Source organism: Adlercreutzia sp. ZJ304, from assembly GCF_011039075.1.
In the GTDB taxonomy this organism is placed as follows: domain Bacteria; phylum Actinomycetota; class Coriobacteriia; order Coriobacteriales; family Eggerthellaceae; genus Adlercreutzia_A.
The window spans coordinates 1-23,681 of sequence record NZ_JAAKEG010000007.1; the positions used below are offsets into that span (position 1 = coordinate 1).

Sequence of the window (23,681 nt, forward strand, 5' to 3'; positions counted from 1 at the left end):
TTCAGCTGTGCCCAAAGATATACACAAGACAGTATTAGATATATACCCAATACTATGATGTCCCACATTAGCGGACTTGCAAGATTTGAGTATGCAAATAGCTCCCAAAGGCGCGCAGGTTGTCCCAAATCTACTACTACAAATCCAATAGCAGCTATGGTACATGCAATAGAAGAAAATACTGCGATTTTGCTAATTGCTCCAAAACCTTGTATTCCAAATGCCTTAGGTACAGAAGATATGATTAGACCTCCTGCACTAAGACCTACAAAAAACATGAACATAGTAATGTATAAGCCCCAGCTATCAAGGTTTCTCATGGATGTTTGCACCATGCCACCTGTAAGCTGTATACCCCACAGCACAATTCCTGCTACAGCAAGTATTGCACACACCAAAATTCCTATATTTACACCCTTGTTGTTAAACAATGCACCCTTAGGCTTTGCTTGTTTTTGTTCGCCTGATGTGGGCGATTTGACATTGGCGGCAGTAGCCGCAGAAGTTGTCTCAGTCATAATTTATCCCCTTACCTGCAGTTATTCGAGATAGTAGGTGGAAGGTTTTGTACCACGATCAGGTAACAGTTGTTTATATGCACGCGTAGATATTAATTTTGATACTTCCGAATTGGGATCGTCTAAATCACCATAAAAGCGCGCATTGCCCGGGCAGAGAACCATACAAGCAGGTTTTTCTCCCCTAGCAAGTCTCTGGTAGCAGAATGTGCATTTCTCAACTACGTGCTTTTGGTGTTTAGGTATATCAATATCACCCGTTGCAAAATCCAACGCATATTTTGGTTCTTCCCAATTGAAGCTACGCACACCTGTGTATGGGCAAGCGCTTATACACATACGACACCCGATGCACTTGTCGTAATCTTGTCGCACAACACCAGTTTCTTCGTCTCTGTAAGTTGCTCCTACTGGGCACACCTTAACGCAAGCTGGGTTCTCGCAATGCTGACAAGTAATGGTTATGGGTTGAATATAGTTATTGGGATAAGTTCCCCCCGGCGAATCAAGCACTTCAGAACCCTGCGTTAGTGTACGATTCCACCACACACCTTGCGGAACGTTATTAGCAGCTTTACATGCAACCTCACATGTATGACAGCCTATACATCTTTTTAAGTCTATGACCATTCCGTATTTCATATCTCTCAAGCCCCCTCATATTTCTCTACTTCGCATAAAGCATCGAAGTAATAATTGTTATAGAACGCCGGGTGAACATGATTTGATGTAAGGTCTGAACTGCATCCTTTTACATGTTCGAAAGCTTGAAATCCTTTTGGATATACAACCATTCCTGCTCTTATACCGTTATTGATTTCAGCACGAGCTACCATTTCGCCTCGGTCGTTATACGCGCGAACCATGTCGCCAGTTTTTATGTCACGCGCCGCAGCATCTTGAGGACTTAATCTTATAGTGGCTTCTGGTCTAAGTTCACGCATCCAATCGCAACTATAGAATTGCGTATGAGTGCGGAATCTGTTTCGTATAGACGTAAATATAAGAGGATATTTCGCAAACAGAGGATTTTCTTCCCAAGCTTCCATAGGAGGCTCAAAATGAGGCAGATGCTCTAGACTTTCATCAAACACATCGCCATCGTCTGCACCTTCCCACGCAATAGATCTACTAACATCTTCAAGATAGAATTCAAACTTACCAGTAGGAGTCGTGTATTTACCGCCTGCACCTTGTATCTCTAAACCACCCTCTGCTGTAACAAATACTTTTTCTTTACGCAGACGATCCATTGTGAACCCATACATCTGAGCTAATTTGTTATCAAAATGGTCATCAAGGAATTCTGCAGCAGTCCACGGCATATCAAAGCCCATGCCTTTTGCTAAAAGCTGCGCAATTTCGTAGTCGGGCTTACTCTCGTACAGCGGCTCAATTGCTTTCTCTTGTATGTTTATGAATGGAGTCTGGTTGCCCATTACGATATCTTCATATTCAAACCATCCGGCAGTTGGAAGAACATAGTCAGCATGCCGCGCAGTATCTGTCATTTCATGATCGGCAACTACAACCAAATCCATACCGTTATACATACGCAACGTGTCTAAACGATTTGTTATATTCGCCAATGCATTACTTTTAGCCAGCAAGAAGCTGTGCATATCAACCGGAACGTCTCCAAGTTTCTTTGTATCAAATACTTTAGTTAACTTAACGTTTGGAATAGAAGGACCGGGCGTTACACCTTTGACTGTTGCAATTTTAGGATTATTTACCGCGTAAGACAATTGGCACGGTATAGTGCCGCTCATGCCGGCACCTTTTTTGCCATAATTGCCCGTAATGGCAAACAGTGCGAGTGCGGCATGATAACCCTTATGTCCGCCTGCATAGTGGTCAACGCCGAAACCACACCATAGTGTAGTTGGACCCATGTTAGCAACACGATCGGCTATTTCCACTATAGTATCAGCCGGAATGTCGCAAACTGTTTCCGCCTTTTCTGGCGTCCATTCCTGCACTGTATCAACGAGAAGTTGATATGCTGGAGACACTTTAAACCCATTTATGTCATATGTGCCTTCAATAGCAGGATTTACTGATTGACCCGCAACAGATTGCGTCTGAGAATCGGCATCCCATACAACAATTGGATCTATCATTGTGGGCTTGCCTGTAGTGGTGCTTATAGGGCCCTCTGTGGGCGCTACACCCAAATCGCTCATGCGCAAGTACTTACCATTTTCTTTCACAAGGTATGGTGCCACGGTATTTTTAATTAAGAAATCTCTGTCTATCCAATCATTATCAGCGCATACTTTTATTAAAGATAAGAAAAACGCAGTATCGGTACCGGGCTTAATAGGAACAAATTGATCGCATTTAGAAGAAGTGATGCTGTAAACAGGATCAACATGAATGAGTTTTGCTCCTCTGTCGTGCGCCTCCATAACGAATTTAAAATCTACAACATTTGCCTCAGCTGGATTACATCCCCAAAGCAACACGGTTTTTGCATCCATATCATTTATATGAGTGTTACCTGCTAGATATGGGGTCATGCCGACCACTTTAACCGACATGCCCAGTCCGGCTCCGTCAAAATTTCCATTAGTTGTTGACGCACCCGTTAATCTTGCAAGGTAGTTATAGCCGCCATAGCCTATTTTTCCTTGGCTGCCCGTACCCTGAGAGATTACTATACAGTTTTTCCCATATTTTTCTTGCAGTTCTTTCCATTTGGAAGTTATATCATCTATGGCTTCCTCCCAGCTGATACGCTCCCAAACCCCTTCGCCACGCGCCGTACCCGCCACACGTCGCATAGGATATTTCACGCGCTCAGAGTTATAAACACGCTGCGGGTGACTTATTCCTTTCGAGCATATCCTGTTGTATTCAGGAATAGGGAATTCAGCCATATCGACGTTTGCAATATTACCATCACGCTTTCTTATTTTAAGTCTGCATCCGCCCATACAATTACCGCGACATTGACCGAAGTAAATTTCTTCATCAACTGCAGCATTGTTTTGCTTAGTTTCCGCGAAAGCCTGTAGCGTGTTTGTAGCTGACGCACCCACAACTGCCGCCATGCCGGCTGTTACCGCTGTGGTTTTTAGAAAGCTACGTCGAGTTAGACCTGTCTTGCCTTGAATCGTGTCCGACATGTTTTCTCCTCTCATTCTTACTTATAAGAATGCTCTAGGAAATCTTGCAGGCACCCGCACAACAATTCCCTATATGTTTGTCTACAGGGTATCTGCGGGATTTCCTTAAAATGAGAATCGGCCGATTATTTGATTGTCATATTATCACAATGTATTGCGACAATCAATCGTTATTTGATGACAAATTGATATTTTTATTGCTGAATTGCCATAAAGGTCGTTCGCAAACTTCTTGGTACGAAAAACTACGCTGAATTCCTATGGTCCATACGGCTGCGCACCATAGATAAAATAGCATCATCACTCATACCGGCATTCGAGCCGGCACGAATCATCTCATCTACCAGCGAGGTTAGCGAATCATCTATCGCAACTATTTCTTTACCCTCTATTTCGGCTACAAAAGTGCCGCGACCTTTCCGTGTAGATATATAGCCCTCGCGCTCTAAGTCCATATAAGCCCGATTCACAGTGTTGTAGCTTATATCCAGATTAACTGCCAACGCGCGCACCGTGGGCAATCTGTCTCCCGCTTTGTATTCCCCCGAAGCAATAAGATACGCTAGGCGATTTCTAACCTGCATCCAAACTGGTAGTCCGCTTTCGTAGTTTATCTCTAGCGTTTCAATTCCACCCATTGAAGTTTTTTCCAAAAGAGCATCCCAGTTGTTGTCAATTTTTGCCTTTTTCAAACCCATTCCCCTATGCCTAAATTAATCGTTCTAACTATTTAAGCCCTGTATTAATTGATCCATAGCAGATTCAGCTGTTTCACTTGTCCCAGACAACGAGCTAGGCAGCGTAACTACAGCGCTGTTAGACCCCTTTACAGTATCGTATTGCAGCAGTAACGTGCGCAGACGCAAAGCGGCATCCGGATCATTATAGACCGATGCTGCATCTTTAAGAATTTCAGCTATGTCAACTTCTGCACCCACCACAGCCATACGCGCGCTTTTCATACGATCAGCCTGCGCCTCAAGTGACATAACTTCCTGAAGTTCATCTGGCAAAACTATATCGCGCACCCTAACCGATATAATATCTACGCCCCAATTAGACACCTCTTTTTCTATTGCTTCTTTTATCTCTATGTCTAGCTGGTCGCGCCGCAGCGCCACTTCCGCCACACCCGAGCGCCCAATAGCCTCGCGCATCGCCGTTTGCGCCAGAAAAACTACAGCACTGTAGTAATCTTCTACCTCGATACAAGCCTTTTCAGCATCCCAGACAACCCAATAAAGCACCGCATCTATGTTTATAGGAACAAGATCGGCTGTAAGCGTTTTCTCAGCTGAAAATGGTGTTGCCACTATTCTGTGATCTATACGAATTGTGCCGTGCTCTATAACCGGAATGGTGAAATAAAGCCCGGGTCCGGCTATTCTGTTAAATTCCCCAAACCGCAAAACTACAACCTTTTCCCACTGAAGTGCAATATGAAAAGACGAAACCATAAATAGACCGGCAATCAACATGCATATTATGGTGCCAACCCCCACATAGCCTAAGCCAAACCAAGATATCGCCCATACCAAAACACACGCAACAACAAATAAAGTAATGCTGAAAATTATTGCGCCATTTCGCGATGAACGCTTGGGTAAATACCCCGGTGTTTTACGGAACGCCCGAGTATCTGCATCGGCTCGATCGGCTTTATCGCTTTTCCGAAAGATGCTCATACAAGCTCCCTTCCTGAAAGTTGTACGTTATACGTAAATGACAGAACTGCTAAATCCGGTTCAGCCGCATCAGATTTGACCGGAAGATTGAAAGCTTTGGATATATTCTGAGTAATGTCGTACATGCCAGCCTGCACAAAACACACACGCAACGCTAAAGCGCCAGTAAGCGCAAAAAGCACCACCCATAACACAAGCGCACTAGATAAACTTTTAACAATAATAATTTCCATAACAACAGGACCCACTAACCCGCATAAAAATACTCCTGCCCAAAAAATCCACGCTAAATCGCCAATCAACAAGGCATCGGTAGAGGTAACAGATGCAGACATGCTTTTCGCTATAAACAGATACGCAATAATGGACACAGTCTCTAGCATCACAACTATCATATCGGTTCTGCAAAGCCACACTACTACCCGATATTTTCGAGCGCTATCTCTGGTATTCACAAAAACACTACCTAAAAGCACCAATGCAACACCGCTAGAAATAGAAGACAGCAAAAACACAACGGGCAATAGCGGATTCATCCAGAATACAATTGAGGGCATATTTTGAAGCAGCATTCCGGTATACACAGCTGCCACAATACCGGATACGCAGCCAACGATAGACAGCACCAAAGTACCCGCGCCGGCAATGTTCTCCCAGCCCAAAAGCCGCCATGCGCTGTTGATTGCAGCACAAACAAGCGCAATGGCAATAGCATAAGCGCCAACGCTCATAATAGATGGTGCAGGGGTAATGAATATATTAATGATGCGATCTAGTCTTCCCAAGTCGAACACTAAACAAAGAACGGCAAACACTATGGTAATAAAGCATATCGGCCACGCTAACTTCAGAATACCTTCGAGGCAATTTTCATCTGTAAAACTGTCGGGAGAAAATGAACTTTGGTTTTGTGCGTGTGCCACATGTCGCAAATTAACAATCTCTAAAATGCAGAGAACTACAAGAGAACCGGCTCCGGCTCCTCCAAGAAAAAGATAAAGTATGGTCAGTTCGTTTAGCACTGCACAACTTCCTTTTGCAGCGTGCAATATTACTATACGCATCTACTTGCAATTCTATCACCTATGACGCAATAAAATGCGACATTAAGTTTTCTCAACACCCTATTTCAAACGCAGAGCCTTAGAGGAGGTAGTGCGGAGTGAAGGCTGGCAGCTTCTGAACGCAGCATCACCTCATCTAAGGCGCACAATTCACACAAAAGGCGCTCCCGAAGGAGCGCCGAAACGAGGACTTTCCTTTGCTGAGCAAAGATTAGCTTATAGCTGGTCCGGGTATAATCATCATAGCTACCGTAAGTATAACTAGACAGACCACACCAAGTATCAAGAACAGCTTCCAGCCAAACTTCAACCATGTGGTGTACTCAATCTTAGCCAATGCTAAGCCGCCCATAATAGCGCCCGATGTAGGTGTGAACAGGTTCACAAGACCATTGCCGGCACTGAAGATCATCGTCATAACATCTGGCGAGAATCCAAGCCCATTCGCCAAACCGCCCATAATGGGGATAGACACAGTTGCCATGCCGGAAGAAGACGGAATCAGGAACGACAAAACCACATAGAGCAAGAACGATAGCGGTGCGAAAATCAGCGCCGATAGTCCCGCCAAAGCTGCTGCCGCATTGGTAAGAATCCACATATCCAGACCAGTCTCGCCCATAAGCACCGTGATAGAACGAGCCAAAGCGATGATAAGAACAACACTCATCATGTCGGCAGCACCACTGATAAACGTCTTAACGAAACGGCTTTCAGATACGCCACCTATAACACCAATGATAAGAGCCATGATTAGGAACCATGTTGAAGCTTCATCAAAGTACCACTGTCCCAGCGGAAGACCAGTTAGGAACGAAGACCAAGCAGGTGTAACTTCTTCTTCAGATGTAGCTGTAGCCTCTACATCGCCCTCAAGTGTCAGTGCAGTACCTGTGGCTTCATCATACACACTAGTTATTTCTTCAGCATCTACAGGCGCTACAACTTCTTCATAAGTTGCGCCCTCAACAAACGCATTTACGCCCAAGTCTTCCCAAGGAATGAAGCTAACTATCATAACTACAAACGTCAAAGCAAATACGATAAGCGACCATTTCTGGCGACCAGTCATCTTAGGAGCAGGCTTCTCATCGTCAGAAGCAGCCTCAACCTCAGATTCGACCATGCCCCATTCGTTCATCATATCTTCCTGCTCTTGCAGAGAAAGAATAGTAGAACCCTTATCAGCCTTTACTTTTTTAGCGTAACGCATAACAAATACAATGGAGATAGCAAGTGTAGACAACCAAAGCACAACACCTAGCCCCATTACTACTACCTGATCGGGCACTATGCCCATGCTGTTTAGCGCATCGTTGGCAACACCTACTGCAAACGGATTAACCGTAGAACCCAAAACACCACAACCAGCACCTAGGAGAACAACTGCCGCACCAGTAATGCTGTCGAATCCAGCAGCAACCATCGTGGCTGCTAGCAGTAGATAAAATGGCACTGTTTCTTCGCACATGCCATATGTAGTGCCACCAACAGAGAAGATAAACATCAGGATAGGAATAAGAATAAGTTCGTTGCCCTTAAGCTTATGCACAAGTGCTGCGATGCCCGCATCCAATGCGCCTGTCTCGGTAATTATTCCGAGGAAGCCGCCCAGGATGAGGACGAACAGACAAACACCAATTGCATCTTGGAAGCCAAGTACGGGAGCAGTAACTATATTAGCAAGAGTTGCGCCTTCCACACCTTCTACCCCGAGTGCGCCCATAATCATGGTTATGACCGCAAGAACAACGAGGATAATTAGCAAAATTGTAAAAGCGGAAATAGCTGCACGCTTCTTCTTTTGCTTCGTGCCAGTATTCTCAGCTGACATGATCTTACCTTTCTACTAGACTCGGATATATCCGAGTCGCAGGGTATACACCCTACCCCACCGTTATGGTGGTGCCCGTCTCGCCGCGTAAGCCCTCGGCTGCTTTTTCAAGAGACGTAATCAGTGCAGTACCCTTTGGATGTTCAGTTAGATACTCTATACATGCCTGCACCTTTGGAAGCATCGAACCTGGAGCAAATTGTCCTTCCTCGATATAAGAGCGCGCTTCCGAAACGCTCATGTGGTCAATATCTTGTTGATTTGGCTTGCCAAAATTAATGGCAACCTTTTCAACTGCCGTCAGAATAACGAGCATGTCTGCGTTAAAACCAGCTGCCAGCTTCGCACTGGTGCGGTCTTTGTCTATAACAGCAGGAACGCCGTGATATGAATCGTCATATTCGAACACGGGAACGCCACCGCCACCCGCTGCTATAACCACATATCCGTCATCCATTAGGTCTTTGATAGCGTCTATCTCTACAATGCGTTGCGGCTTTGGACTCGCAACCATCATTCTCCAACCACGACCCGCATCTTCGGCATATGTAGCGCCCGTTTCCTCTGCGCGCTGCTTTGCCTCTTCTTCGGTGAAAAATGGTCCGACTGGTTTAGTTGGATGCTGAAAAGCCGGGTCTTCTGGGTATACAACCGTTTGCGTCATAACGCATGCAGTAGAGCGAAGGATAGACCTGCGCTTCAATTCTCCCAAAAGCGCTTGGGAAAGCTGATAGCCAATGTAGCCTTGGCTCATAGCTCCGCACTCTGGAAACGGCATCTCCGGAATAGAGGAATCGCTTGTACTGGCTTCCGAAAACGCATTCGATATCATACCGACCTGCGGTCCATTGCCATGCGATACTACAACATTTATGCCTTCAGCTATCATATCTGCAATATGAACTGCGGTTTCTTCAACCAACTGAAGCTGTTCCTCGGGAGTGTTTCCCAGTGCATTACCGCCGAGCGCAATAACTACGCTTTTGCCATCGCCTTTTGCGTATGCCAACTGTATCACCCCTTCCTTTGTTGTGTTGGACAGAACAAAGAGCCGCAAGACAACGCAACCCTACGGCTCTTTCATTAACTAGCGCATAGTTGCGTACATAACCGCCTTAATGCTGTGCATACGGTTTTCGGCTTCGTCAAACACTTTCGAACGACTAGATTCAAATACCTCGTCGGCAACTTCCATTTCGGTAACGCCAAACTTCTCAGCGATATCAGCGCCGATTGTGGTGTTCGTGTCGTGGAAAGACGGTAAGCAATGCATAAATATTGCATCCTCATCAGCCGTATCCATTATTTCTGTGGTTACACGATAAGGCTCTAGTTCTTTAATGCGCTTTGCCCAAAGCTCTTCGGGCTCGCCCATAGATACCCAAATGTCGGTATAGATAACCTTAGCGCCGCTAGCAGCCTCTTTGGGATCTTCTGTAAAGTGAACAGAGCCGCCCGTTTCCTTGCAAATTTCTTTGCAGGTATCTATTAGGCTAGCCTCGGGCTTCAAATCATCGGGACCACAACCGACGAAATGCATACCAAGTTTAGCGCACGTAACCATCAGTGAATTGCCCATATTGTTGCGGCAATCGCCAAAGAAGACAAACTTCAAACCCTTCAATCCCATTGGGAAGTTTTCTTCAATAGTCATCATGTCTGCAATCATCTGCGTTGGATGGAATTTGTCGGTAAGACCATTCCAAACCGGAACGCCCGCAACACTAGCCAATTCCTCTACAAGCTCTTGGCTAAATCCGCGATATTCAATACCGTCGTAGAAGCGTCCAAGTACACGCCCGGTATCTTCAATAGACTCTTTTTTACCCATCTGAGAAGAGCCGGGATCTAGATAGGTTACACCCATACCTAAATCGTAGCCCGCAACCTCAAACGAGCAGCGTGTGCGAGTAGAAGTCTTCTCAAACAGAAGTACAATATTTTTGCCCTCAAGGTAGCGATGCGGAACGCCAGCCATCTTCAGGCTTTTAAACTCGCGTGAAAGCTTGATAAGGTAACGAATTTCATCTGGAGTAAAGTCGAGCAATTTCAAAAAGCTACGGCCACTAAGATTAACTGGCATGTTAGTTCCTTTCCTAAAGGGTCTATTGACCCGATCAATACTGCGCCTCAACTAGTTTTCTACTAATCAGCACGGCACTACTTTCCAACTTCAAATAACGAATTGTTGCAGCTGTGTATAGGCATCGCAGCTGCAACTAATTTACTACTGATCTTCGCGCCAGATAGGCATGCTCATGCAGCGCGGACCACCACGACCACGTGACAGTTCAGCAGACGGCATCTCTAAAACGTTAATGCCTTCTTTACGCAGCACTTCGTTGGTAACGTTGTTGCGCTGATAAACCACAACAGTACCCGGGCGCACGCATAAGGTGTTGCTGCCATCGTTCCACTGTTCACGCTCGGCAGCAATGCGATCGCCACCGCCGCATGGGATTAGCTTCACTTTCTCGCCAACATACTCGGTAAGTACCTCTTCGAGAGTTTCATTGCGCTCGCGCACATGAATGCCGCCTTCACCATCAGGCTTAATTTCGAATACGGTCAGCGGACCCATAATGCCCGGATGAATGGTGAATTTGTCGTAGTCAATCTGAGTAAATACCGTATCAAGGTGCATAAACGCACGAGAGTTCGGAATATTGAATGCCAGAATTGTCTCTACAGGAGAAGTGTCTGAGTAGAAAATATTCTTCGCAATCTGATCAATAGCGTCGGGCTCGGTGCGCTGCGAAATACCAATAGCTAAGGTATTTTCGTTAATATTCAGTATGTCGCCGCCTTCAATGTGGAACGTATAATCGCGCTCATAGTATTGCGGCACGCTCTGATAATCTTTGTGGTACTTGAAAATGTAATCGCCGTAGATAGTTTCCCTATTGCGGGTTTGCGAATACATACGATTAATAGATACGCCATTACCTATCATGGCAAATGGGTCGCGCGTGAAATAAAGATTTGGCATTGGCGCACATACCAATTTAGATGTGTCACTTACAAGATCTACCAGCGAATCGCTTTTATCGGTATGAAGTTCTTGCAGGTTAACACCCGCCATAGTTTTTTGCACCAAATCTTTATTAGCAGGATAGCTGTCGTTGATGTAATCATAAATGATCTTCTGATAACGCTCAGTGCGAATACCTGCTTCAAAAATCCATTGCTTCAGGAATTTCTCGCGAAGTTCAGGATACTGATCTAGAACTTCAGCCATCAAATCTTCAAGATAAACTACCTCTACGCCTTCATCGCGAAGTATTTTCGCAAAGGCATCGTGCTCAGCCTGCGCCACCTCTAGAAATGGGATGTCGTCAAAGAGCAATTCCTCCAACGTATTCGGAGTAAGGTTCAAAAGCTCATCTCCGGGACGGTGAAGTAGAACCTTCTTCAGCGGCATGATCTCGCTTCTAACGTTCACGCCTGACATGGTACCACCTCTTCTTTCTGGGATCGGTACTGATGATTTTGCGCCCGTTTAGACGCTATAACTATGCTTCAATTGTAGAAATCACTGGTTCTAATTACTATGTGTAAAGTAGCCATATTTTCTTAAATTTTATGGTTATAATTAACATAAAATATTGGATTTTTAACGCGAAATAGCAAAGCGCGATACGAATAGGTAACGGTTTGGGGAGGCGCTTCATCATGATGTTTCCGCTTGATATTATTGTTGGACTTTGTGAGCGTTCCAGCATTGCAGTACTAAAGCAACCGAAGCACCCCAATTCGCAATTTGGCTGGATTTCCGCCATTCCGGATACAGAAAGCATCAGTTCAAAAACTGTAGGCAATACAGTATATGTTGTAGAAAATGTATCGTTTGCGCCCAAGAATGCAACATGCGTAATAACACGCCCCGACCCCGATAAATCAAAATGGGACCAAAATTCCGACCACATTTTCATCAGTACCGACTTACCACCCATTACTGTGGCGGACATCCTTCAACGCAGATTGGTAAATATAATTCAATGGAATGACAAAATGGCACAAATGTTAGAGGACGGCTGCATAAACCAAGATCTTCTAAAAGCTAGCGAAAGCGTGCTTAAATGCTATGTAGGTCTATCGGATTCCACCTTTTCGCACATTGCCCATACTCCCAATTTGCACCCACTAGATAAACACAGCCAATATTTTGTAGAACATGGATGTTACAGCCAAAAAACGGTTGACCAAATAAGACAAAGCGGACTTATGCATAAGTGGAATTCACAAGACTTCACAATAGCAAACAACGATGAAAGCATATTGGACGGTTTTCCGTATGCCAGCCATGTTATAAAGCGCCATGGGCGCTACGCTGCACACTTAATAATGGTTTCCCCAACTCGCATAACACCGCACTACATATTTCTATTCAATCTTCTTGCGAAAAAAGTTGAGGTATGCCTTTCGCGCTATTGGCGACTGGAAAACCCGCTTGAGCAACGATATACATATTTCCTAAAAGAAGTTTTAAGCGGCAACACATACGACAAAGCCGGTCTGGAAGAGCGCGCGCGTATGCACGGACTTCCCACAACTGGGCTATTCGAGATATGTGTCGCAAATAGTGCTTGGAAAACAATGCCAACCGAATATTTTGCAAGGCTTATACTTACAGAAATCCCCGAATGTAAAGTAGCTGTAAACGAAGAAAAAATCGTCGTGCTAATTTGCGCCGATTCAAATAAGCCGCAAAATTTAATTGACACCGAAAAGGCGCTTTGCAATCTGGCGCAGCGCATGGATGTAGAAATTGGCGTATCTGACAGGTTCACGCATTTAAGTAAAGCCGATTTTGCGCTGGAAAAGGCGCGCATTGCACTAAATTATGGACACAGATATTCACAGCGCTATATAGCATTTGAAGGTCAAGATACTGAAACAACAACAATGTATCGGTTCTATAGATACTTCCCATACTTCGCCACAGATCCTTTTGCGCATTCGGAAAAGTTTATCGCAAAGTTAATTGTCAGAGATAATCCTATAGCAGGCTTGCGCACAACCGACAAAACACGCGGCACCAACGATTACGAAATATTGCGTGTATACCTGCGCAGCGAAGGGCATATAAATATGGTGTGTGAAATTATGCACATGCATCGAAATACAGTTATGTACAGACTTAGCAAAATTAAGCAAGCTATCGGAGAAGACTTAGACAACGGCGATGTGCGTATGTATCTGCGAATACTTTATTTATTGTCCGATTGATTGCCAACATCATTTTCATCATCCGATGAACTGTCGTGCTTTTTACCACGCCTATTCACATTCTGAAATTCGGCAACAAAACCAGCTGAGAATATACCTCCGGGTATAGCTACCAGCGCCACCGATAAAAACATAATGACAGAACCAATAGCACGCCCAAGCGGCGTTACAGGAGCAATATCACCATATCCTGTAGCAGTTATAGTAGTAACCGCCCAATAGACACCCGAAAGTAAATCGCTAAATTTGTCAGGCTGTACCGGATGCTCTATTTCATACATAACCACACTGGTGACAATTATCAACAAAGCAAGCACAAGAAAAGCCGCTATTATTTCATGGCGACGTTTCTCTAATACGCGCCCTATAGTGCGAAGACCCCGCATATATCTGGATATCTTCACCAAACGAACCAAACGTACAATGTTTACAATTGTGCGCAGCGCAGGTGTCATAGGAATAAACCATGCTAATACGCTAGGGAAAAATGACAGCAAATCTATTATCCCCAGTGGCGAACATATATAGTGAAGGCGCGCTTTTGCCTTAGAGTTGTCCTCGAACACAATGTCGGCTACCCAAATACGAGCCAGATATTCCGCAAAGAAACATAACGTAGAGAAAGTATAAAACGCCGAAATGGCACTAGATGTAAAAGAGTCTAGTCCAGACTGCGTAGATATAAACACCACTACGGCATTTAGCACTATTAATATGAACAGCGCACACCCAATAACTTTGCCTACAGCATTCGCGCACATAACACTTTCTAGCGCATAATATGTTTGGCGCTTTAAGTTTGAAACGCGGGCAAGCTTTGAACGACGCGTTTGTTTTTTCGTTTGCGCATCTTGGCTGTTTTGGTTGTCTTGCTCATCGGGCATTCGCGAAACCCTTCCATCCTAGATAACATGCATTATATTAGTTGAAAGAGCTAAGCAAAATCATGTGAAGGGTATTACATACGCCGAGGAGGAATTCTAAAAGACATTTTTACTAAAGCAAAAGAGCAGCATTTTACAATAACGATATACTGATTTATGAATAATTGCTATACATACAAAGGAGCTCTCCATGCATGCCGAGCAGCATAGTCTTATTACCGCGCAAGATTGGAACAATGCATGGAAAGCATCTTGGGCAAATCGCGCAGAACCACATGGGTCAACTTATTGGAATACGCGCGCCAAGACATTCGGAGGAAAAGATTCGCCCGGTTCATACACTGGTCAATTTTTAGAGCTTGCAGAAATATTGCCAGAAGAATCGGTGTTCGATATGGGATGCGGCACGGGCAACTTATCTGTACCTTTAGGCACCGCAGGTCATAATGTACTTGCAGCAGATTTCTCATCTGTAATGCTAAATCGCCTTAATGAAAACTTGCAAAAACACGATATAGCATGCGTAAAAACAACATTGCTGTCATGGGAAGACAATTGGCAAGAATGTGGAATACTGCCAGAAAGCTACGATGTATGCGTGGCATCTCGCTCTATTGCCACATCCGATCTTGCAGATTCACTTGCCAAACTTACCACCATTGCCAAGCGGCGTGTTTGCGTAACATTGGCACATGGTGCATCCCCTCGAATAGATGACAAACTTCTTCGCGATATGGGAATTGAAGTACCACCCAATTACGATTTTGTCTACGCCATCGCCATACTTAAAGCACAGGGGTTTATTCCTGAACTTAGATATATACCCACCGAGCGCCGTGACTATTTTACGGACAAAGAAGAGGCTGTCGAAAAATACTCCGAGATGATTACAACTGCCGTCGGCAACAATTCACCCAAGCTTCCAGATGCATTAGAACGCTTGCCTAAATGGCTTGATCAAAATTTAGAAAGTCAAGACGGCATGCTTACATTAAAACATCCGCGGCAAGTGCCTTGGGCATTTATCTCTTGGAATAAGTTCTAAACAAAAGCAAAGCATTCTGATGGGGGTAAAATGGTTGAATTTCAAATATATGAAAGCGTCTATAAGAGCGAAATGCTTGGCGATATAACTGTAGCCAGCGATGGCAAAAATATAGTTGGACTATGGCTTTCAGGACAAAAGTATTTTGAAGCAACCATAGAAGGCACCACAAAGTCTGGCGACGAATTGCCCGTTATAAAAAAGACGAAGAAATGGCTGGACAGCTATTTCGCTGGCGAAAATCCACCTATAAGCGACTTACCCCTAGCTCCTAATGGTAGTACTTTTCGCAAGCGCGTATGGAAAAAACTTTGCGCCATTGCGTATGGGCAAACCCGCACTTACGGTGATATTGCCGCCGAATTGGCGCGCGAAGATGGCAAAACACGAATGTCAGCACAGGCGGTAGGCGGCGCTGTTGGGCATAACCCCATATCTATAATAATTCCCTGCCACCGTGTAGTAGGAGCAAACGGCAATCTTACCGGTTATGCCGGCGGAATAGATAAAAAGATATACCTATTAAAACACGAAGGCGCCTACACTCAAAACATGTTTGCGCCAAAAACTGGTACTGCTCTGTAAACCTCGAAAGCGATAGAAAGCAAAATGATAGGAACAATAGCCAACACGATTGCAATTATTATAGGGTCAATCATAGGCAGCGCCGCCAAACGTGGATTAGGGCAGCGCTATCAAGACATATTATTTGCAGCCATGGGCTTGGCAGCAGTAGGCATAGGCATTAATGCGGTTGTAGTAGGTATGGCAGATAGCATATATCCGGTACTGTTTATCGCAAGTCTAGCTATTGGAGGCGTTATAGGAACTGGGCTAGATATATCTGGGCGGTTCGACAAACTTGTGTCAAAGCATTCAAAACAAGACAGTGAAGGGAAAAACCTATCGCAAGGTCTTTCAACTGCCATAATGCTATTTTGCTTCGGTACGCTTTCCATATTGGGTCCAATAAATAGCGCACTATACGGCGACGAAACCTACCTATTCACTAATGCTACGCTAGATTTTGTAACATCTATGGTGCTTGCATCGTCATTTGGAATAGGCATTGCGCTTGCCGCAGTCGTTCTATTTTGCTGGCAAGGAGCCATTTTTCTATTAGCCAATCAATTAGCACCACTACTTACTTCGCAGCTTATGTGCGAGATAACAATCGTTGGCGGCTTTCTCATATTGGCATCAGGATTAGGAATTTTGAAAATAAAAGATATTCCCACAATGAATTTACTGCCCGCTTTATTCGTACCGCCAATCTGGTTTGCGGCAATTTCGCTAGCGTCAAATTTTGGGCTTACTTTTTAAGGGCACATATCGGATGCATAAAATCGAAGAAGAATTATGTTCTGAAGCTGCGCAGCCTTCGCTCCACCCTCCTTCGGTTTTTTGATGCAATATATATCAGGATACAGCAACTTAACAATTCTCTGAACTGGGCTTTGCAACCAGTGGGCGCATTAAATCACTTAAAAAGATGCCAAAAGTTTATGGCGCGCCACCAATGTATAAACTAATGTAGTCGCATCGGCAGCCGAATAAACTGAAACACCGAAGCAAGAAAGGCAACAAATGAGTTTTCGCGACAATCTATTACACTTACGCGCATCGCACAATATGACACAAGAGCAGCTGGCTATGATATTAGGGGTAAGCCGCCAATCGGTTACGAAGTGGGAGTCGGAGCGATCGTATCCAGAAATGGACAAACTGTTAAAGCTATGCCAAACATTCGACTGCACACTAGACGATCTAGTTCAGGGTGACTTAACCAACCAGCAGCCTAACGCAGCTTGCAAAGTAACCACCAACACACCACCCGCAGATGTATTCGGCTACGACGAACACATGCGCAAATTCGCAAATAAAATAGCGGGCGGGGTACTATCAGTAGTATTGGGGTGCGCTATATCTATTATTTTCTTCAGCGCAGGCGATCCAAGCACAGCAAGTCTGTTTTCACTTCCTGAAAATACAGCCGCAGCAATAGGAACCATTTGCGTACTTATAGGCGTGGCGATCGGCTTGATACTATTCATTCCAGCCGGAATGGAACATTCCCAATTTGTACGCGAACATCCATATATTGAAGATTTCTACACCAGCGAACAAAAAACCAGTGCACGCACAGCATTTTATTGGCAGCTTATTGGTGGTATCGCCATCATTTTTGCAGGTATTTGCATAATATTACTTTTTTCCGACTCTCCATATGAAGATAGTATAGGAACGGTGTCGATGGTTGCCTGCGTAGCCATAGGTGCAGCACTTATCGTGCGCGGCAGCATAAACCTTAGCCGCATCAATCTGTCCAACTACAATTTAGCCGCAGGCGAAATACTAGAAGCCCACGAAATAAATGAGTCAAATATTCCGCAAGAGCAGAAAGAAGAACTACTTGCTGTAAAGCGTACAGACAAACGTATTGGCGCTATCTGTGGAACAATAATGATGGTAGCCACCATAGTCGGACTAGTTATGCTGTTTGTGCCTGAATATTCCACACCATTTTTCTGGCTAGCATGGCCTATCGGCGGCTTGCTGTGCGGAATATCATCCGTGCTAATAAAAGGATTCAGTAACAACTAATAAGCTGCATGTTTGCTATGCTATAGCCCATGTGTTCAAGCAACCGAAGGAGTATAAATGTTGGACGCTAAGCAAATACGCGCCTATTTAGATAGATTAGAAATAAGCGCTATGCCAACGCCAACAAAAGAGAACTTAGACGCTCTTGTCTATGCGCATCAAACACATATCCCATTTGAAACTATAGGTGTTCACCGCAGCAAAGATGCACCCAATCTTTCCCTAAATTCGCTATTTAATAAGATTATTTGCGAACATAAAGGTGGATACTGCTTTGAATTAAACAAATTTTTTGAAGCGCTGCTTGTATCGCTTGGCTATAATGCACGCCCTGCGCTTTGCCGATCAGTGCGCGGGCGAGAAGTGCGCATGCCAATAAACCACCGCGGCATTATTGTTGCATTTAACGATACATCGTGCTTTGTCGATGTGGGTTTCGGCGGACCTATGCCAGCAGAATCGCTACCACTTACTCCCGATGTAGAGCAAAATGTACGCGGCGAAATATTTATTGTAGAAAACGATAGCAACTCTTGGCTAAAAATTGACCGAATCACTAAAGCGAAAGCCGATTTGCACGATGACGGAACCCCAGCGCGCCGTCAAACAGAACTAGAGCTTTGCACAGCGCATGTAGAGGATATAGATTTCAATGCGCTGAATTTGATGTGCTCGCAATCTGGCACTCTATTTCGCGACTACGAGATTGTAAATTTACGCACCAATAATGGCTATAAAGGATACAGAGACGGCGTGTTAACCATTCGCGAAAACGGCAATAAAACTGTTTTGGAAATTAGCGACACCGACAAAACAGATGCGCTGCATGAACATTTCGGGTTGGTGTATTGATGGAACTTTTAGCACCAGCAGGAGGAATGGAACAACTGCAAGCCGCAATAGCATTTGGAGCCGACGCAGTATATCTAGCAACCGACCGCTTCGGCATGCGCGCTCGTGCCGACAATTTCAACATAGAAGAATTGGCGCACGCTGTTACTTTTGCTCATTCGCGCAACGTAAAGATACACGTAGCCTGCAATGTTCTTATGATGCCCAACGACACAGCACAGTTGCCGTCGTATTTCGAAGAAGTGCAAGCAACCGGTGCCGATGCCCTAATAATAGGCGACATTGGCGCCTTCGCTATTGCGCGCGAATATGCTCCCAAAATGGAACTTCACGTGTCCACGCAGGCTAGCGTGGCTAACGCCGAAGCTGCAAAAGTATGGCACAGCTTAGGAGCGGCACGCGTAGTTTGTGCCCGCGAAATGTCGCTGTCCGACATAGCGCGCATGCGGCAAGAAACGCCGCCTAGCTTAAAAATAGAAGCTTTCGCACACGGGGCTATGTGCATGGCGGTATCCGGTCGCTGCCTTATAAGTTCTTACTTAACCGGACGCAGCGGCAATCGCGGAAATTGTTCGCAATCGTGTAGATGGAACTACACACTTGAAGAGGAAAAGCGCCCGGGCGAGCATTTTCCTATAGAGCAAACCGACCGCGGCACGCTAATAATGAACGCTAAAGACCTGAATATGCTGGCACACCTTGACGCACTAGCCGAAGCGGGCGTAGATTCTATAAAAATAGAGGGACGCAACAAAAAGGCATTCTATGTTGCTACTGTTGTTGGCGCGTATCGCAGAGTGCTAAACGGCGAACCTGCCGAAAATGTGTACAGCGAGCTTCTAACCATTTCACATCGCCCCTACAATACCGGGTTTTATTTTGGAGAAGCTGAGCAAGAATGCGTGGAGGAAGGCTACACGAAACAGACCGTTCATGTAGCCGACGTAATAGACTGCAGCACACACGCAGGCGCGTATCTCATAACCGCGCGATGCCGCAATCGCTTTTCCGAGCGCGACACAGTGGAAGTTTTAGCGCCAAATTCCCCCGCAAATACCCTGCAAATAAAAAACCTGTGCTGGATTCCAGAGAACGGAGTGTCCACACCAGTTCCAACAGCAAACAGATCGTGCAATATTTATACTTTCGAGGCGATGCAAGCTATACAGCCCGGCTCGTTTTTACGCATGCGTACTGAAAACTTCTTTAGCGAAGTCTGTACAGAAAACGCATCGCAATCCTAACTTCGCCGCATTTATAAGCCGAATCTAACATTGTTGCATACGGCGGAGACGGCGCATCTCCCATACGATAAATATGGCAACCGTAAAAATTGCCAAAAAGTCAGATATAGGCGCAGCGAAATAAAGCGCATCTAGCCCGTCAAACTGCGGTGCCATAATCGGCAGCAAGTTAGGCATAATGAACAGCAGCGGCACAAGGAACAATATCTGGCGTGTAAGCGTAAGAAATATAGACTTAGCAGGCTGCCCTGTTGCCTGAAAATAATTCGAACCCACAATCTGAAAGCCCACAAACGGCAACATTAAGAACTGCACCTTCAAAGCAAACGCCGTAAACTCTACAAGAGCCGCATCCTGTATACCAAACGCATTGGCTATAGCGTTCGGGAACGCTGTTATAACAATCCATTCAATCAGGCTAAATGCAGTTGCCACAGCAATCCCCAGCCAAAGAGTCTTTCTAACACGATCAATTTTCTTCGCGCCGTAATTGAAGCCAAGCAGCGGCTGAATTGCTATAGCTATACCAATAAGCGGCATAACTGAAAACATACCGATACGATTTATAACGCCAATAGAAGCAAGCGCATTCACCGTGCCAATGTCGCTTAGAGCGCCATATTTCACCAGCTGGAAATTCAGCACAAAATTCACAACAGCCATACCAGCTTGCACAGCAAAGCTAGGAAAACCATACGCCAATATGGTTCCCACTACACGCCATATTGGTGTCATACAACTAAGGCGTATACGAAGCGCCACATCTTTAGTGCAGAAAAAATACGCAAGCACTGCCGCCGCCGAACAAGCCTGTCCAGCAAGTGTGGCAAACGCGCTACCAGCCACGCCCCATCCGTTCACTATAACGAACCAGTAGTTAAACCCTGTAGCTGCAAAAAGACCTACAACCATAGTGCCTAGCGCAATATTAGGAGAGCCGCACGTGCGAATAAAATTATTTACACCCATACCAATACTTTGCAGCACAAATCCAAAGCAAAGTATCTGAATAAACGTATGAGCATACGGACGCACTTCATCCGTCGCGCTAGATGCTGTTAAAAGCGCATCCATCAATGAAGGCACAGCAGCAGCCGCAGCCACCACCACCCACAGCACAATGCTTAGAGTAATAACGTTGCCAAGCGCACGTTCTGCCTCGTCGCGCTTGCCCTGCCCCAACTTCAGCGCCGCCAACGCATTGCCGCCATTGCCAATAAGCATAGCAAGCGCCATAAACACAATCATTATGGGATTAGCCACAGTTACCGCCGACAAGCCAATCTCGCCTACCGCATGCCCCAAAAATATAGAGTCTATCAGGTTGTACGACCCATTAACCAACATGCCCACAACAGAAGGTATGGCAAATTCCGCGATAAGCTTTGGGATAGACTCTGTACCCATACGGGTAACACGTTCTGCCCGCTTATCAACTGGAAACTGCTCTTTATTGCGCTTTTCTGCCTCTGTACTGCGAGCCTCTTGTGTCATGCCCTCACACTCTATCCAATCTATCCTAAATCTTCTATAACCTCAGAAATTGAACGCACTATGTTGCGACGGCTAATAGTACCAACCAGTCGCCCGTCTTTCACTACTGGCACTTTCTTTATACGGCGTTCGGCTAAAACTCGGCAAACTTCATCAATTGGCGTATCTTCTTCCACCGATATAACACGTTTCGTAGCTATATCTGCCGCTTTAAGTTCCAACAGATCGAACAAACGCTGCTTCATAGCTTCGCTGTCTATGAAGCGATACAAATTCATAGAAGTATCGAAGAAAGATATTTCGTTTTTGCCCAGATACGAAGCTATATCTCCATCGGATATAAATCCTGCCAAATCGCCTGCAGCGTTTACCAGCGGAAGCCCGCTAGTATCATTTGCAGCCATGGTGCGTATTACATCACGCATTGCAGCGTCTTCTAACGCAAATACAGGATTGCAAGTCATAGCATCTTTAGCGCATATCTCAGAATAGGGATCGTCTGCCTGCGTAACAACACTACCAGCAGCAACCGCACCATCCGCCTGCGCGCGCAAGCTGTCTGAAATACGCTGCGCATCGCTGCCGGCAACCGCCTTTTTATCTTTCTTTACATCGCGCACAAAGAACAGAATTACAAGTACTGCCACCACCATAAGCGCACATGTTGTACTAAACGCTAAATGATTACCGACGTATGCCTGCTCTAGGGGAGAAGCCTCTGGCACCATATAAGGTGCCAACGCAGAAATAGACACCAGCACCGCTGTTCCTAGCGATGCCGCCACCTGATTCAAAGTATTCGACAACCCTTGCGCATGCTGTATAACACTATTGTCTAGCGAATTCACACCCCACGTATTCAATGGTGTCATAGTAAACTGAAGCCCCATTGTAAGTACGGTATATGCCAGCGCTATGAATACAAAATCGGTATCGATACCAAGAAGCACCAGCCCGATTCCGCCTAGCAACGCAACAATAGCGCCGGGAATAACTACGCGCCGCACACCAAAGCGATCGAACAGGCGCCCAGCAAGCAACCCCATGAAAGCGCCAATAACCGCACCCGGCAGCATAGCAACACCCGACATAGTAGCCGAATAACCACGCACACCCTGAATATACAGCGGCGTAATAACACCTGTACCCATTAGCGCCGCTTGCACGATAACAATAATTATTACTGCAGTAGCGTATTTACGCGTTTTTAATATGTCCACTTTCAACATAGGAGATGGCAGTGTTAGCTGACGACGCACATATAGCGCCAGCACAACCAAACCGACCACAATAAGCGCGGCGGTTACGAACAAATTCTGGCTAGATGAAAATGTGGAAAGCCCATAAAGCAAACACACCAAACCAACCGTAGACAAAACGACTGACAGTTTATCGAATGTAGTGCGCTTAAAGTCGCCGTAATTACGCAATACGAATATCGACAGAATTATAACCACCACAGATAGCGCTGTGGTTATAGCAAACAGCGCACGCCAACCAACTGTATCAACTAAAAGACCCGCAAGAGAAGGACCAATAGCCGGCGCAAAACCTATGATAAGCCCTATAACGCCCATTGCGGTACCGCGTTTTTCACGCGGGAATACAAGAAGTATTACTGTAAATACCATTGGCATAGACATGCCCGTGCACACCGCTTGCAAAACACGCCCTAGCAACAATACATAGAAGTTTGGTGCTAATGTTGCTGCCAAACTGCCTATCGCAAATATTACGAATGCACTTATAAATAATTGCCGCGTACTAAAACGCCCTATGAGATACGCCGAAAGCGGGATAATTACAGCCTCTACCAGCGAGTATCCACTGGTCAGCCATTGCACCGTAGTTGCATCTACTCCCAAATCAGCCATAATGGCAGGCAATGCGGGCGACAATAACGTCTGATTTAATACTGCTAAAAGAGTGCCCGCCAAAAGCACTCCAACCATAACCATATTTCTGCGATCTACACCTAATGCCATGCGAAAAACAACTCCCAAATACTTTATCTTTAATTTTTTGCGTGATGTTTTAGTATATTCGTATATTTAAACGCAGCTAAAGAAAACCACAATTGACGCAAAATTCAAGCCA

At 45.3% G+C, this 23,681-nt stretch carries 20 protein-coding genes; 7 read left to right on the forward strand and 13 right to left on the reverse strand.

The window, feature by feature from the left end; all coding sequences use genetic code 11:
- The 10 genes from nrfD (G7Y46_RS05050) to arcA form a co-directional block, all read right to left on the reverse strand.
- On the reverse strand, positions 1 to 518 hold a 518-nt coding region (nrfD, locus tag G7Y46_RS05050; RefSeq protein ID WP_165252960.1), incomplete at its 3' end, for an NrfD/PsrC family molybdoenzyme membrane anchor subunit.
- A 21-nt stretch (positions 519 to 539) separates the two neighbouring features.
- Complete coding sequence (locus tag G7Y46_RS05055) at positions 540 to 1,160, reverse strand: 4Fe-4S dicluster domain-containing protein (protein WP_165062203.1); 621 nt, start codon at positions 1,158 to 1,160, stop codon at positions 540 to 542.
- Positions 1,161 to 1,165: 5 nt separating this feature from the next.
- Positions 1,166 to 3,649, reverse strand: coding sequence for a molybdopterin-dependent oxidoreductase (locus tag G7Y46_RS05060; protein ID WP_165252962.1), 2,484 nt, complete (start codon positions 3,647 to 3,649; stop codon positions 1,166 to 1,168).
- Positions 3,650 to 3,894: 245 nt separating this feature from the next.
- Entirely contained in the window at positions 3,895 to 4,341 is a 447-nt protein-coding gene (locus G7Y46_RS05065; protein WP_241157058.1) for a GntR family transcriptional regulator, read from the reverse strand.
- A gap of 30 nt (positions 4,342 to 4,371) precedes the next feature.
- Positions 4,372 to 5,334: an SPFH domain-containing protein gene (locus G7Y46_RS05070; protein WP_165062199.1), complete on the reverse strand. Its 963-nt coding sequence runs from the start codon at positions 5,332 to 5,334 to the stop codon at positions 4,372 to 4,374.
- Positions 5,331 to 6,356 carry an NrfD/PsrC family molybdoenzyme membrane anchor subunit gene (nrfD, locus tag G7Y46_RS05075; RefSeq protein WP_165252964.1) on the reverse strand — a complete coding sequence of 342 codons (1,026 nt, stop codon included), beginning with the start codon at positions 6,354 to 6,356 and terminating at the stop codon, positions 5,331 to 5,333. The genes G7Y46_RS05070 and nrfD (G7Y46_RS05075) overlap by 4 nt, the downstream gene beginning before the upstream one ends.
- A gap of 253 nt (positions 6,357 to 6,609) precedes the next feature.
- The gene (locus tag G7Y46_RS05080; protein ID WP_165062609.1) at positions 6,610 to 8,232 is read right to left on the reverse strand and encodes a YfcC family protein; all 1,623 of its coding nucleotides are present in this window, start codon (positions 8,230 to 8,232) and stop codon (positions 6,610 to 6,612) included.
- Between the two features lie 52 nt (positions 8,233 to 8,284).
- Positions 8,285 to 9,241, reverse strand: a complete 957-nt coding sequence (gene arcC / locus G7Y46_RS05085) for a carbamate kinase (protein ID WP_165062610.1) — start codon at positions 9,239 to 9,241, stop codon at positions 8,285 to 8,287.
- Positions 9,242 to 9,319: 78 nt separating this feature from the next.
- On the reverse strand, positions 9,320 to 10,315 hold the full coding sequence (argF, locus tag G7Y46_RS05090; protein ID WP_165062611.1) for an ornithine carbamoyltransferase: 996 nt from the start codon (positions 10,313 to 10,315) through the stop codon (positions 9,320 to 9,322).
- A gap of 144 nt (positions 10,316 to 10,459) precedes the next feature.
- Positions 10,460 to 11,683 carry an arginine deiminase gene (gene arcA, locus G7Y46_RS05095; protein WP_165252966.1) on the reverse strand — a complete coding sequence of 408 codons (1,224 nt, stop codon included), beginning with the start codon at positions 11,681 to 11,683 and terminating at the stop codon, positions 10,460 to 10,462.
- 221 nt (positions 11,684 to 11,904) lie between these two features.
- Between arcA and G7Y46_RS05100 the strand changes: the two genes are divergently transcribed.
- Positions 11,905 to 13,461: a helix-turn-helix domain-containing protein gene (locus G7Y46_RS05100; protein ID WP_165252968.1), complete on the forward strand. Its 1,557-nt coding sequence runs from the start codon at positions 11,905 to 11,907 to the stop codon at positions 13,459 to 13,461.
- Here G7Y46_RS05100 and G7Y46_RS05105 read toward each other — a convergent pair.
- On the reverse strand, positions 13,443 to 14,345 hold the full coding sequence (locus G7Y46_RS05105) for an ion transporter (RefSeq protein WP_165252969.1): 903 nt from the start codon (positions 14,343 to 14,345) through the stop codon (positions 13,443 to 13,445). The genes G7Y46_RS05100 and G7Y46_RS05105 overlap by 19 nt on opposite strands.
- Before the next feature lie 190 nt (positions 14,346 to 14,535).
- On the opposite strand from G7Y46_RS05105, the gene G7Y46_RS05110 reads away from it, so the two are divergent.
- From G7Y46_RS05110 to G7Y46_RS05135, 6 genes are all read left to right on the forward strand, one after another.
- A complete protein-coding gene (locus G7Y46_RS05110) occupies positions 14,536 to 15,390 on the forward strand; it encodes a class I SAM-dependent methyltransferase (RefSeq protein WP_165252971.1) in 855 nt (284 codons plus the stop codon).
- A gap of 30 nt (positions 15,391 to 15,420) precedes the next feature.
- Positions 15,421 to 15,975, forward strand: a complete 555-nt coding sequence (locus G7Y46_RS05115; protein ID WP_165252973.1) for a methylated-DNA--[protein]-cysteine S-methyltransferase — start codon at positions 15,421 to 15,423, stop codon at positions 15,973 to 15,975.
- Positions 15,976 to 15,999: 24 nt separating this feature from the next.
- Positions 16,000 to 16,713: a DUF554 domain-containing protein gene (locus tag G7Y46_RS05120; RefSeq protein ID WP_165252975.1), complete on the forward strand. Its 714-nt coding sequence runs from the start codon at positions 16,000 to 16,002 to the stop codon at positions 16,711 to 16,713.
- Positions 16,714 to 16,977: 264 nt separating this feature from the next.
- Positions 16,978 to 17,994, forward strand: a complete 1,017-nt coding sequence (locus G7Y46_RS05125; protein WP_165252977.1) for a helix-turn-helix transcriptional regulator — start codon at positions 16,978 to 16,980, stop codon at positions 17,992 to 17,994.
- Positions 17,995 to 18,051: 57 nt separating this feature from the next.
- On the forward strand, positions 18,052 to 18,846 hold the full coding sequence (locus G7Y46_RS05130; RefSeq protein ID WP_165252979.1) for an arylamine N-acetyltransferase: 795 nt from the start codon (positions 18,052 to 18,054) through the stop codon (positions 18,844 to 18,846).
- Positions 18,847 to 18,872: 26 nt separating this feature from the next.
- Complete coding sequence (locus G7Y46_RS05135) at positions 18,873 to 20,090, forward strand: U32 family peptidase C-terminal domain-containing protein (protein WP_241157059.1); 1,218 nt, start codon at positions 18,873 to 18,875, stop codon at positions 20,088 to 20,090.
- A 24-nt stretch (positions 20,091 to 20,114) separates the two neighbouring features.
- Here G7Y46_RS05135 and G7Y46_RS05140 read toward each other — a convergent pair whose 3' ends face one another.
- A complete protein-coding gene (locus G7Y46_RS05140) occupies positions 20,115 to 21,584 on the reverse strand; it encodes an MATE family efflux transporter (RefSeq protein ID WP_241157060.1) in 1,470 nt (489 codons plus the stop codon).
- Between the two features lie 20 nt (positions 21,585 to 21,604).
- Positions 21,605 to 23,569 carry a DHA2 family efflux MFS transporter permease subunit gene (locus G7Y46_RS05145; RefSeq protein ID WP_165252983.1) on the reverse strand — a complete coding sequence of 655 codons (1,965 nt, stop codon included), beginning with the start codon at positions 23,567 to 23,569 and terminating at the stop codon, positions 21,605 to 21,607.
- Positions 23,570 to 23,681 lie beyond the last annotated feature (112 nt).